11 protein-coding genes and 1 pseudogene are annotated in these 12,384 nt (G+C 68.4%); 9 read left to right on the forward strand and 3 right to left on the reverse strand.

Going from position 1 to position 12,384, the window contains the following annotated elements; all coding sequences use genetic code 11:
• Positions 1–83: 83 nt before the first annotated feature.
• Genes ACH442_RS35120 through ACH442_RS35135 form a run of 4 tightly spaced genes read left to right on the forward strand, consistent with a single transcriptional unit; the run spans position 84 to position 3,998 of the window.
• The gene (locus ACH442_RS35120; RefSeq protein ID WP_396342375.1) at positions 84–1,379 is read left to right on the forward strand and encodes a glutamate-5-semialdehyde dehydrogenase; all 1,296 of its coding nucleotides are present in this window, start codon (positions 84–86) and stop codon (positions 1,377–1,379) included.
• A gap of 43 nt (positions 1,380–1,422) precedes the next feature.
• Entirely contained in the window at positions 1,423–1,719 is a 297-nt protein-coding gene (locus ACH442_RS35125) for an acyl carrier protein (RefSeq protein WP_396342376.1), read from the forward strand.
• Positions 1,716–2,717 (forward strand): hypothetical protein, encoded by a 1,002-nt coding sequence (locus ACH442_RS35130; RefSeq protein ID WP_396342377.1) that lies wholly within the window; start codon positions 1,716–1,718, stop codon positions 2,715–2,717. The genes ACH442_RS35125 and ACH442_RS35130 overlap by 4 nt, the downstream gene beginning before the upstream one ends.
• Positions 2,718–2,741: 24 nt before the next feature.
• A complete protein-coding gene (locus ACH442_RS35135) occupies positions 2,742–3,998 on the forward strand; it encodes an aminotransferase class III-fold pyridoxal phosphate-dependent enzyme (RefSeq protein WP_396342378.1) in 1,257 nt (418 codons plus the stop codon).
• A 48-nt stretch (positions 3,999–4,046) separates the two neighbouring features.
• Here the strand turns inward: ACH442_RS35135 and ACH442_RS35140 are convergent, their stop codons facing one another.
• On the reverse strand, positions 4,047–5,312 hold the full coding sequence (locus ACH442_RS35140; RefSeq protein WP_396342379.1) for an acetyl-CoA carboxylase biotin carboxylase subunit family protein: 1,266 nt from the start codon (positions 5,310–5,312) through the stop codon (positions 4,047–4,049).
• A gap of 272 nt (positions 5,313–5,584) precedes the next feature.
• Here ACH442_RS35140 and ACH442_RS35145 point away from each other — a divergent pair, with 272 nt between their 5' ends.
• The 3 genes from ACH442_RS35145 (at position 5,585) to ACH442_RS35155 (ending at position 8,446) form a co-directional block, all read left to right on the forward strand.
• Positions 5,585–6,244 carry an ArsR/SmtB family transcription factor gene (locus tag ACH442_RS35145; RefSeq protein ID WP_396342380.1) on the forward strand — a complete coding sequence of 220 codons (660 nt, stop codon included), beginning with the start codon at positions 5,585–5,587 and terminating at the stop codon, positions 6,242–6,244.
• Entirely contained in the window at positions 6,244–7,458 is a 1,215-nt protein-coding gene (locus ACH442_RS35150; protein WP_396342381.1) for an MFS transporter, read from the forward strand. Before ACH442_RS35145 ends, ACH442_RS35150 begins: the two co-directional genes overlap by 1 nt.
• A gap of 142 nt (positions 7,459–7,600) precedes the next feature.
• A complete protein-coding gene (locus ACH442_RS35155; protein ID WP_396342382.1) occupies positions 7,601–8,446 on the forward strand; it encodes an amidase family protein in 846 nt (281 codons plus the stop codon).
• Here the strand turns inward: ACH442_RS35155 and ACH442_RS35160 are convergent.
• Both ACH442_RS35160 and ACH442_RS35165 read right to left on the reverse strand, forming a co-directional pair.
• Positions 8,419–8,985 (reverse strand): RICIN domain-containing protein, encoded by a 567-nt coding sequence (locus ACH442_RS35160; RefSeq protein WP_396342383.1) that lies wholly within the window; start codon positions 8,983–8,985, stop codon positions 8,419–8,421. The genes ACH442_RS35155 and ACH442_RS35160 overlap by 28 nt on opposite strands.
• A gap of 281 nt (positions 8,986–9,266) precedes the next feature.
• Positions 9,267–9,860 carry a recombinase family protein gene (locus ACH442_RS35165; RefSeq protein ID WP_396342384.1) on the reverse strand — a complete coding sequence of 198 codons (594 nt, stop codon included), beginning with the start codon at positions 9,858–9,860 and terminating at the stop codon, positions 9,267–9,269.
• Positions 9,861–10,356: 496 nt separating this feature from the next.
• On the opposite strand from ACH442_RS35165, the gene ACH442_RS35170 reads away from it, so the two are divergent.
• Positions 10,357–11,562, forward strand: a complete 1,206-nt coding sequence (locus ACH442_RS35170; protein ID WP_396342386.1) for an IS110 family transposase — start codon at positions 10,357–10,359, stop codon at positions 11,560–11,562.
• 284 nt (positions 11,563–11,846) lie between these two features.
• Positions 11,847–12,110: pseudogene (locus ACH442_RS35175) on the forward strand (IS5/IS1182 family transposase); the annotation flags it as partial.
• Between the last annotated feature and the right edge of the window lie 274 nt (positions 12,111–12,384).

Genomic DNA, 12,384 nt, shown 5'->3' on the forward strand with positions numbered 1-12,384 from the left:
GAAGACAGCGCGGTTTGCCGGTCGGCTCCTCGGCGATTTGTTCGCTGTCAGTCCGCTGAGACGAGCCGCGAGCACTGGGAGACATGATGGATGCGACTGCGATCGACGAATGCCTGGCCGATTGCCGGCGCACACTGGGTGACGCCCCGCCGATCGGTGACCCGGCCTATCCGCGGTTCGTCGCGGCGGTCCGGCGCATCCTCGACGAGCGCTGGGTGCAGGTCGTCGCGGCGAATCAGGCCGACCTCGGCCGCTGCCGCGAGCGGGGGCTGCCCGACGGGATGCTGCACCGGATGACGCTCACCGACGCGCACCGGGACGCGGCGTTCGCGCTCACCGGCCGACTGCCGGCTGAGATCGAGCGGGCCGTGACGCCGTCGCGGGACGTGATCGGCCCGCACGGCACCCGGTCGCGCCGCATCGCTCGGCCGCTGGGCGTGCTGCTGATGATCTACGAGTCACGGCCGTCGGTCACCATCGACGGCGCGCTGCTGCCGGTCTGCGCGGGCAACGTGGTGCTGCTGCGCGGCGGTTCCGAGATCGCCGGCACCAACGCCGCCCTGGCCGAGGTCTTCGAGCAGGCGCTGCGCGAGGCCGGCCTGCCCACCGGTATGGTCCGCGTCCTGCACGACGTCGATCGGGCCGGGCTACGCATGCTGCTGGCCCGCGAGGACGCCATCGACGTGCTGATCCCGCGGGGCAGCCCCAGCCTGACCGACGCCTGCCGGTCGCTGTCGAAGATCCCGATGATCGTCGGCGGTGGCGGCGTCAACCACCTCTACGTGCACGCGAGCGCCGACCTGGACCTGGCCGTGCGCATCGTCCTGGACGGCAAGCTGCACGAACCCGAGGGCTGCACCGCCCTGGAGACGGTCCTGCTGGACGCCGCCGTCGCCGGAAAATTCTGGCAAACCCTCATGGGGTACGGCGATGAGCTCGCCGGCTGCGGTCTCACGGTGCGGGTCGACGCCGACGTGGTCGCCGCCATCCCGGCCGAGATCGCCCGGGTCGTCGCGGTCGAGCCGCGCTCCGACAGCGACTTCGGCCGCGAGTTTCTCGACCGGACCCTGTGCGTGTCCACCGTGGGCGACGCCGACGACGCCGTCAAACACGTCCGGCGCCACGGCAGCGCCCACACCGAGGCCATCGTCACCGGCAGCGACGAGGTGGCCGACTCCTACTGCGCTCAGATCGACGCGGCCATGGTGATCGTCAACGGCTCGGTGCGGCTGCACGACGCGCCGACGCTCGGCCTCGGCTGCGAGATCGCGATCAGCACGAGCCGGCTGCACGTCCGCGGCCCGGTGACCCTGGCCGACCTGATGAGTTACAGCTGGCGCGTCGACGGCGCCGGCACCCTTCGTTTCCGCAAGGCCTGATCCGCCCACCGCCCCGAGCACGACCGTCATGGAGGAGCCCCCCGTGTCAGAAACGTCCCGCGTCCCCGGCCGGCAAGCCGTAACCGACGCCGTCAAGCGGCTGGTCGTGCGCGAATCGCGCCTGTCGATCGGATACGACCGGATCGCCGACGACGAGCCGCTCAACGGCTCGCTGCTGCGCATCACCTCGATGGGCCTGCTCGGCATGCTCATCAAGCTCGAAGACGAGCTCGACGTCACGCTGCCGGACGACATCTTCGTCGGCAAGGTGATGTACAAAGTGTCCGACCTGGTCGACGTGATCAGCGAGGCCACCACTCAGGGCGAGGTGGCCCGATGAGCGTCGAGACGACCTCGCGTACGCGAGAAGCCGGCGGGACCTGCCTGACCGTCAACCTGATGACCTACCTCAGCGCCACTGAGGCCGACCCGGACGGCCGGGTGGCGCGCTCGGTTCGCCTCGCCGTGCGCACCGACGAACCCGGCGGGCTGCTCGCCTTCTCCCACCACCGCTACTCGCTCGGGCACCTCAGCGACGGGCGCCGCCTGGCCTACCGCGCCGCCCAGGACACCGCGACGCTGGTTCGTGAGCTGCGCGAACAGTCGCGCCGCGACAGCGGTGTCCTGATCGTCACCTACGCGGGCGCCATGCCCTGGTCGCTGGCCGACCGCAACGACAGCGCCCCGCACCTGGTCCGGGTCACCGCCGCCGCCGACGATCACTGGCAGGTCGACGACGCCTTCAGCGCGCTGCTGCCGGCCGGCCGGCAGGAGCCGTTCCGAGGCCGGATCACCACCACCGAGTTGATCCGGTCGATGAGCGCGCCGCGCGAACTCGAACCCGAGCAGCTGCTGCGTCTGACCCACGCATTCGGCGACACCACCGTCGTCCCGGGCGAGCACCGCTTCCTCTGGGTCGCACCCGAGGACGCCGACCGGCAGCCGCAGATGCCCGAGCCGCCGAGTTGGAGCACCGGCCTGCCCGAGGTCCTCACCTACCTGAGCGGCTTCTTCTGCGCGCTGCCGGAGCACCCGCAGCGCGAACGGCACATCGACGACCTGTGGGCCGCCGCCCAGCACCATGCCGTCCGCTACACCCACCTGCTCGACGAGCACGATCTGGGCGCCGAGGACCGGGACCGCGCCGAGCAGGCCCTGATCGCCTGGACCAACCTGCCCATGTCCCTGCACTTCGCCGCCGACTCGGCCAGACGCGGCCGCCCGCGCGCCGCCCTGGTGCGCACCGCCTTCGCCGCCATCGCCGACGCCGAGGACCGATGCGCGCCCCTGCTGGCCCGCCTCGGCTATCTGCCCGACACCCAGTTCGCCCCCGTCTGACCGACCCGCCGCCCGAGGAGAGAAATGACCGCCGAAGCCGTACGGACCCAGACACCCGCTCTGTGGTTCAGCACCCTGACCTCGCGCATCGACCCCGCCTACCGGGAGCGTGCACTGGTGTCCGGACACGACGTCTACCTGCGCGACGTGTCCGGCCGCGAATACCTCGACGCCCGCTCGATGCTCTGGAACGCCGCCCTCGGCTACGGCTACCGGCCAGTCGCCGACGCGATCACCCGGCAGCTGCAGCAGCTAGGCGTCGGGCAGATGATCCGCTTCGAGCAGCCGCCGCAGATCGCCCTCGACTATGCCGAGCGGCTGGTCGCCGCCCTGCCGGAGCACATCACCCAGGTCCGGTTCTGCACCACCGGCGCCCAGGCCGTCGAGGCCGCGGTCATGCTCTCGCGCTTCGTACGCCGCCCCGACGAGCCGCACCGCCGCGACGTGATCGCCCTGTGGGACAGCTATCACGGCATCGGCGGCCTGGCCAGCGGCCTGACCGGGGAGAAGCCGCTGCACGCGATCGAGGGCCGGACGCTCAGCGACGTGCACCACGTCGCGGCCGGCGACATCGAGGCGCTCCTGGACACCATCGAGCGGGTCGGGGCCCAGCGCATCACCGCGGTGCTGTTGGAGCCGATTCTGGGCACCGGCTTCGTCGAGCTGCCGGAAAGCTACCTGCGGCAGGTGCAGAACGCGTGCCGGAAGTTCGGGATCCACCTGATCGTGGACGAGGTCACGACCGGATTCGGGCGCACCGGCTCGCTGACCGTCTCCGGCCGCCTCGGCCTGGAACCCGACATGATCCTGCTGAGCAAGGGCATCACCGCCGGCTACATGCCGCTGTCCGCGATCGCCGTCAACCGGGAGATCGCCACCCGCGCGCTCGACAGCGACGTCGTCTTCCCGCACGGTTCGACCTGCGACGGTCACCCGCTGGCGCTGGCGGCGGCCGACGCCGTGCTCACCGCCTTCGCCGACGGGAAGATCTTCGGCAACGTGATCGACCGCGGGGCCCAGCTGACCACGGCCGTGCAGAAGCTGGCGACCGAGCTGCCGATCATCACCGGTGTGCACGGGCGCGGCCTGATGATCGCGGTCGAGCTGGCCGGAACCGGCGGCGCGACGATGACCGCGATCAAGGACGCGTGCCGTGACAACGGGCTGCTGGTGGCCCTCTGCGGGGATCTGGTCCTGCTGACGCCGCCGTTGGTGATCACCGCGGCCGACGTCGACACGCTCACCGACCGGCTGGCCGCGGGCCTGCGCGCCGTCGCCTGAGCATCGACAAGGCGCCCGTGGCTGTGCCACGGGCGCCTTCGTGTGCGCTCACCGGCGTTCGAGCTCCTTGACGATCAGCGCCTTCTCGGCTCGGTCCAGGGCGTCCGCGCACTGAGCGCCGCTGCCGGCGACCGCGACCGCCAGAGCGACCCGGCCCACCAGCAGACCGTTGGGCGGCGGTGACTTGACGTCACCGTGTGCGGCGAGCGCCTCCGCCCGGTCGATCGCCGCGGGCAACCGGGCGCTGTCGAAGCTCACCTCGTCGACGACGGTCGCGTCGTGCGGGGGATAGAAATAGCGAATCGCGGCGACCCGCCGCTCGGCGGCCGGCTCGGTCGGCGGCGTCTGGCCGCAGGCCACCGCCGCAGCGACCAGACCGACGTCGGGTCCGCCACTGCGCAGACCGAGATAGGGGATCAGGTCGCCGCCGATGCGTGCGTTGACCTCGATGACCTGCGGGCCCCTGCTGCCCAGCCGCAGCTCGGTGTGGGTGATGCCGTGCCGGAAGCCGAGCGCCGCGTGCGTGTCGGACAGCACGCCCAGCACGACGGGGTCGACCAGCAGCGGGTCGTGGCCGTCGACCACGTGACCGGTCTCCTCGAAGTGCGGCTCGAAACCGACCTGTTTGCGGGCTATGCAGAGCACCTGGACCTGACCGTTCACGATCGCCGCATCGATGCTGATCTCGGGGCCGTCGATGTACTCCTCGATCAGGGTGCTCGCCTCCTGCTGCGGCATCTCCGGGATCAGGCTCTCGCTGTCCCGGGCGAACTGGAACGAGGCTCTGGTCTCGGCCTCCGTGGCGACCTTGACCACGCCCAGGCTGCCGGCGAGCGCCCTCGGCTTGACCACAGCCGGATAGCCGAACTCCGCAGCCACCCGGACTGCCTCGTCCACGGTGGTGACCGCCGCCGAGCGCGGCTGCGGCACGCCCGCCGCGTTCAGCGCCTCCCGGGTCAGATGCTTGTCGCGGCACCGGTTGATCGCCTCGACGTCCCCGCCGGGCAGGCCGAAGGACCGCGCGAGCCGGGCCGCCAACAGGATCCACGACTCGTCCCAGCAGAGAACGCCGTCGAACGGGTCGGCCTCGGCCACCTTGGCCATCATCGCCTCGACGGTGGATTGGTCGCTCAAGTCGTCGATGACCGTCCAGCCATCCAGATATTGCTGTTCCCAGCTCGGCTCGGTCTCGTGGAGCAGGTGCACGCGATACCGCGTGGCCACCGATTTCAACAGGTACTCGCGGAAATTTCGCTTTCCCGGCCAGACGACCAGCAGATGCGGTTGCGGTTCAGCGGCGCTCGTCGATGTCATGCCGACTCACTTGCCCGCTGACGTGCCCTTGAACCTGAGGCCCGATGAATTCACGTGCCGTCAGAAACATCGCTGTACGACCAACAGCTCACACGAGTGGTGATGCTTGTGGAGATCATCGACGGCCCAGTGATCAGGGATCGGCCGGAACGGCATTGCGACGGCCTTCGCCTGGTCATGCCGTTTTGTCGGAGTTCGAGGTTCTCTGTACGAGCCGATGGTCGTGACCAGGTGCCGTGCACGGGAGTGTGAACTTGGAGTGTGGTGTTGGGGTGTACTCCAACACCACGGTGGTGTACGCCGTCGTGTCGGGCGCCGGTATTGCCAACACTTCTTGGCCAACATATCTTGGCCTAATGGTGTCCCAGCATCCGAAGCAGATCACTGAGCCTGAAGCCCTGCGTGCCCTTGCCCATCCGGTCCGGCTCAAGTTACTCGAGCTTCTGACTGTGGATGGCCCGACGACGGGCAGGAGGCTGGCCGACCTGACTGGCGAGTCGACAGCGTCCGTCAGCTATCACGTCGGTCAGCTGGTCAAGTGGGGCCTTGTTGAGCCGGCCCGCGATCTGGCGCGTGGCCGCGAGCGGCCGTGGCGGGCCACCAGCCGGGGGATCACCTGGACCGCGACCGGTGACGGATCGCCGGAGTTCGCTGCGGCCTCCCGGGCGCTTCGGGAGCAGTTTATCGCCCGGCGACTCGCCGCGCTCGACGACTTCCAGCATCACGAGGGCGAGTTCGACATCACGTGGCGTGAGGCGGCCTGGGTGGGTGAGGACATGGGCTATCTCGATCCTGCCGAGCTCACCGAGGCGACCGAGCGGATCAAGGCTGTCATCGCGGAGTACACCCACGCTGCCCGGCCACGCAAGGAAGGCGCCCGCCGGGTCGCGTTCTTCGCCTATGCCGTACCGACGCACGACGGTCCGAGCTGATGCTGCGTACGCCGGGCCTGACGGCCCTGTTCATCGCGAAGTTGCTGTCCACGTTCGGATCGTGGCTCACCCTGCTGGCATTGCCGTGGTTCGTGCTGGTCACCACGAGTTCACCAGTGAAGATGAGTTTTATCCTGACCGCGGAGTTCCTGGGCGTGGTGATCGTTGGACTGCTCAGCGGCAAGCTGGTCGCCAGGCTAGGCACACGGCGCACCATGCTGATCGGCGACGCAGCCCGGGTGCCGCTGATGGCCTGGATACCGCTGCAGCACCTGGCCGGTGGGGTGAACCTGCCGATCCTGCTCGCGGTGTCGTTCGGGCTGGGTGCGTTCACCACGCCGTACGTCTCTTCCCAGCGGCTGATCCTGCCGCAGCTGCTGGGTCCCGTGCATGGTTCCGATGAGAAGCTCGTCGGACGCGCCAACAGCCTCATCGACGCGGCAACCCGAATCGCCGCGCTTGCCGGGCCTGCTGTCGGAGGCATCCTCATCGCGTTGCTCGGCCCGGCACAGGTCCTCTGGATCGATGCCGGGACGTACCTCGCCTCGCTCTTGATCGTGTTCGCCTTCGTGCGACCGCCCGCGAACCGTTCCGTGACCGGCTCCGACGAGCATCCTGCGAAAGGCGGCGGCTACCGTGACGTGCTCAGCGACCCCACGCTGCGGCTGTTCGGCATCGCGCTGGTCTTGGTGACCCTCGCGGTCCCCGCGATTTTTCTCTGCCTTCCGGTGTTGGTCCTGCACGACCTCGGCGGCGACCCGCGCACGCTGGGTCTGCTCACCGCAGCCAACGGTGCCGGCCTGGCCTTCGGCAGCTTGGTCGCGGTTACCGCGCTGAGCCGGATGGGCACCACCGCCCTGACTGCAGCCGCGGTACTTCTCTGCGTGCCGCTGTGGCTGCTCCTCGCCCAGCAGCCGGCCGTCGTAGCCACCGGATTGTTTCTCACCGGGCTGGCCACACCGATGCTCGCAGCAACCCTCATTACACGTTTCACCCTGCGCACCCCACCCGACCGCAGACCGCATGTCCTGGCTGCGGTGACCACCACCGAGAACCTCGCCGGGTTCATCGGCTTCACAGCCGCTGGGCCGGCCCTGCAACTCGCCGGCCCACGCCTGGTCTTCGCCGCCATCGCCGTTCTAGCCGCAGCGGGTGCCGCCATGTTCGTCCTCGGACTGAGGGTGGTTCCGGACGTTTCCTACGCTTCCACGTAAAGACTGAAGAGTTGGAATGCGCGCCACCTGACGGTGCCCCTGGAAAAAACGCGGATGGTCAACGGGGAGTGCAGAGGAGTTCGGTCAGCTGTGCAGAGGACCTCGGAATCCGACACGAGGGATACCGGCCAATCCGTGCCCTGTGGTCGGCCACCCTCGGGTATGCCGACCACAGGGCACGGACATCATCGCCGTCACCCGCGCGGCCGCCGATCGACTGGCCACCGCCGGCGTCATCGAGTGGGTCGACCACGACCTAGTCCTGACCGACCCGGCCGACGCCTGGCACGCCCTGCGCAGAGGCGACCACAGCTCCCCGGCCCTGGCGAGCCGGGCTGACAACGACCGGAGGCTGGCCGCCGCGTTCCAGGCCGCCGAAGTCCTGCTGACCCCTACCGCCCCGGTCAGCGCCCACGGCCACGACGGCCCCGGGGAGACGATCAGCGTGAGCCTGACCCGGGCGTTCAACCTGTCTGGCCACCCCGCGGCCAGCGTCCCCGCGGGGATGGGACCTGACGGTGTCCCGATCGGGATGCAGATCGTCGCCCCGTTCCACGCCGAGGCGACCGTGCTGTGCGTTGCCGGAGCCGTTTGTTTCGCCCGGTCTCCCTGCCGATCGCTGAAGATCTTGGCCCCGCCGGTCGGGTCCCCAGTCCATCGCGCGCACCAAGGTCATCCGTCCCGAGACCCGCTGAGCCTTTTGTCAGGGGGTCGTGCTGAAATGGTTCCAGCCACCTCTCGGGTGAACGAAAGCCGCCGTACGGGTTTTCGAGTCCCGGGAGAGGGGGTGGTTACGGTGACGTTCCCGGGTGACGGAGACGGAGACCAGGGCGGCAACGGCCAGCTGATCATGTGGATCACGCTGTGCCTCGCGCCGCCGAAGCCCAACGCCGGATGGCGGCCGATTCAAGCCTGCCATCCGAGCGGGCGACTCACATTGCTCGGCCAGCCAGTGGCGTATCAGGTGTTCGGCAGGCTCCAAGCCTGATCCGGCCCGGTTCCGCAGCTCCACTGTACGGACTGAGCACCCAGTGCATTGCTGCCCCCGCCACTGATGGCTAGACATAGGCCGCTGCCACGGTTGATGAAACGATAGTGTCCCGGCCAAGCAGGGTTGTTCTCCCTACGCCACTGCTGGTAGTGGTTCGTCGACTTGTACGGCCAGCTGATGATCCGCTCGCCGTTGTTCGAGTTGTTGCCGTTGACCGTCAACGCCTTCCAATCGGTCGTTCCCGCGTTCCGGAACGACCAGTAGCCTTCCGCGTTCTGCGACGGCAACCACTGCTGGTCGTAGGTCGGCTCGCTGGTGCCCGGCCTAACCGAGCGGGTCCACTGGATGACGTTCGCGCCGTTGGCGTCACGGGGGCTCTGCAACCCCAGGACCATCAAGTTCTTCCAGTTCTCCATTGCGACCCAGTTGTCGCTGGGGTCGGCGAAGGACGGAACCGCTTGAGTGACGGCAATTGTCACCCCAATTGCGATTGTGGCCGCGATCTTCGCCCGCATGTGCATCTGGCCCCGCGTCATGTCTCACTCCCCGCAAGTGGTTCGAGTAGGCATGTAGCGCAATGTAGAGCACCGCTCAATAAAAAATATAGGCGACTGTCGCATAGATGTACTTCACTTGACAGGGGCGGCAGAACATGGCTGGCCCTTGAGGAGCATCGGAACCAGAAGTAACGCTAGCGATGATCTTGGCGAGGACTTCAGACATCAGGTCTGTTCGGACTCATGCGCACAGGGTTGCGATGTGTCTCGGGTTTGCGTGCACGACGCACGAGTCGTCGGGGCGTCGGGGTGAGTTCGGCTTACGGAGTGGGTGTCCGGGCGGGCAGCTTGGCGAGGTGGCGGTAGATGGTGGGCCGGGTGACGCCGAATTCGGCGGCGATCTGTTCGACGGTGTACACCAGGCGCCCGTCGGGGCCGGTCTCCTCGTACATCTGCTGCGCGATCCTGGCCTGGCGTGCGGTGAGTTTGGGTTTCTGTCCGCCGGTGCGGCCTCGGGCGCGGGCGGCGGCAAGCCCGTCGTGGGTGCGTTCGGACATGAGCGCGTGTTCGAATTCGGCGACGGAGCCGAGGATCTGGAAGAACATGCGGCCCATCGCGGTGGAGGTGTCGATGTTCTGGTCGAGCACGACCAGGTCGACGCCGCGCTGCTGCAGTTGAGCGGACAGCTCGATGAGGTTGGCGAGGGACCGGCCGAGCCGGTCGAGTTTGGTGACCACGAGCTGGTCGCCGGTCCGGTGGGCGACCAGCAGCGCCTTGTCGAGTTCGGGCCGGCGGGCGAGTTTGCCGGAGGCCTTGTCGATGAAGATCTGTTCGCAGTCGGCCGCAGTGAGGGCGTCGTGTTGGGCGTCGGGGTTCTGGTCGCGGGTGGAGACCCGTCCGTAGCCGATGCGCATGCCATGGAATGTATCGCTAACGTCCGGAAGCGTTACGAAGGCGCGGACACGAGTGGTGTTACATTCCTTGGCTGCTGGAACGCCAACATTGCTCTGGTGTAACGCGAGCGATCGTTGTTGGACGCTCATGCGGAGGGCCGCCCCCCGCTGAACATCGTCGGCGCACGTTACTCGAAGGACCTCGGAACGAACGGTGCGAAGTGACTAGTCAGTAACTCCGCCCCTCGGGTCAGCTACCCAAGCGCAGGGCCTTTGCCCGTTACCTTTTTGATCGTCCCCACCGGGGACTGCTCGGTCGCTCGGCCCGGTATGACTTACTGCCCCTGTCGTACGCATGATCCGGGGGGTGTTGTCGCCGGGCTGGGTGGCGTCGGGAGACCGCTGATAGGGACCCGGCCACCCGATCCTGGGTAGGTCTCTCCGTAACGTGGCTGCCGGCAGTCCGACGCTGTGACCAGCGACCGAGCCCATGATGGACATCGTGGGAGGCGAAGGCGTGCACAACGAGTACGGCGTGTTCCTCGGCCTGGACGTCGGTAAGACCGACCATCACGCGGTCGCACTGGACCCGGCCGGCAAGCGCCTGCATGACGCGGCGTTGCCGAACACCGAGGCCGGGCTGCGGAAACTGTTCGACAAACTCGGCCGGCACGGCCGGATCCTGGCGGTGGTCGACCAGCCCGCCTCGATCGGCGCCCTGCCCGTCGCGGTCGCCCGGGCATGCGGGCACCAGATCGCCTACCTGCCCGGCTTGGTCATGCGCCGCCTCGCTGACCTGCACCCAGGCACCGCGAAGACCGCCGCCCGCGACGCCTACGTGATCGCCGACGCCGCCCGGACCCTGCCGCACACACTGCGCCGGGTCGACGCCGGTGACGACACCCTCGCCGAGTTGGAGATGCTGGTCGGCTACGACGATGACCTCGCCGGTGAGGTCACCCGCATCAGCAACCGGATCCGTGGGCTGCTCACCCAGATTCACCCGCCCCTGGAACGGGTCCTGGGCCCGAAAGTGCAGCACGCCGCCGTGCTGGAACTGCTGTCGCGGTGCGGCGGCCCGGCCGGGCTGCGCAAGACCGGCCGGTCGAAACTCACCGAGATCGTCAAGAGCCGAGCTCCGCGCATGGGTGCCCGCCTGGTCGAGCAGGTCTTCACCGCCTTGGACGCCCAGACCGTGGTTGTTCCTGGCACCACCGCGGCCGAGACGATCCTGCCGAAGCTGGCTGACAGCCTGCGTGACCTGCTGAAACAACGTGAGCAGATCGCCGCCCAGGTCGAGGAGATGCTTGATGCGCACCCTCTCTCCTCGGTCCTGATCTCGATGCCCGGCGTCGGGGTCAGGACCGCAGCCCGGATCCTGCTGGAGGTCGGTTACGTCGCCGCGTTTCCCACCTCCGGGCACCTGGCCGCCTACGCCGGCCTGGCGCCGGTGACCCGCCGCTCGGGCACCAGCATCCGCGGCGAGCACCCGCCGAAAGGCGGCAACAAGCAGCTTAAACGCGCGTTCTTCCTGTCCGCGTTCGCGGCCCTGTCCGACCCGCTCAGCCGGGCCTACTACAACCGCAAGAGATCCGAAGGCAAGAAACACAACGCCGCCCTCATCTGCCTCGCCCGCCGACGCGTCGACGTCCTGCACGCCATGCTCCGCACCCGCACCCCTTACCAGCACAAACCGGCAGAAAAGCTCGCCCTCGCCGCTTGACAGAACCCATAGGGACACCCCCCCCGTACGCCGTGCAGAGGACTGCGGCAACCCAAAGTTTCGCGGGGTGTTCGCGGTTCGTGACCGTCCGACGGCTGCGTTTCGAATCAAACGTCCATCCGCCGGGAGCTCACGACTGGTACTCGACGAGACACATGGTCGGCTCGGCGTCTGCTGGTCATCCACGGCGTCTCGCGGACGTACTACGCTACCTGTGCCGGCGGGCCGCCGGCGGCAAATGAACTCGGCTTTCACGACTCCGCCTACGGCAGCCGCCGGTCGCCATGCTGTCCTGCCCTGCCACGATCACGTTGTCCAGCCGGACCCTGAACCACCTCGCCGACCGCATCCGCGACCACCGCCGCCAGGCGGATCGCGATGGCGGCGACTGCAAACCCCGGTCGCCGGGCCCTGCTCGCCCCGGCCCACCTGCGCGAAGGCGACACCTGCACCCGCCTCGCTGCCGGTTCGAGACCGGGATCGCCTGGCGCTGCGTGCAGGAAGCGATCGCCCTGCTCAGCGCGGCCGCAGATGACCTCGACCGTGCGGCGCGGCCGCAGATGACCTCGACCGCGCGGCGCGTCCGGAGATGACCTCGACCGTGCGGCGCGTCCGGCAACTGGCGTACGCGATCCTGGGCGGCCTGGCGCAGGGCCATTGCGTTGTCGGACGGGAGGGTTCTGAACTGGGGATTCGCATCGTGATCGGCCTCTGTGGAGCCGAAGAAGGCGGATGAGATCACGTCGGTGATCATGAAGTTCTCTAGGCCACACGAAGCTCCGAGGACCTCACCCGCCGATGGCATCATCTCTCATCACCGCA

Source organism: Actinoplanes sp. NPDC020271, from assembly GCF_044388125.1.
GTDB lineage: Bacteria > Actinomycetota > Actinomycetes > Mycobacteriales > Micromonosporaceae > Actinoplanes.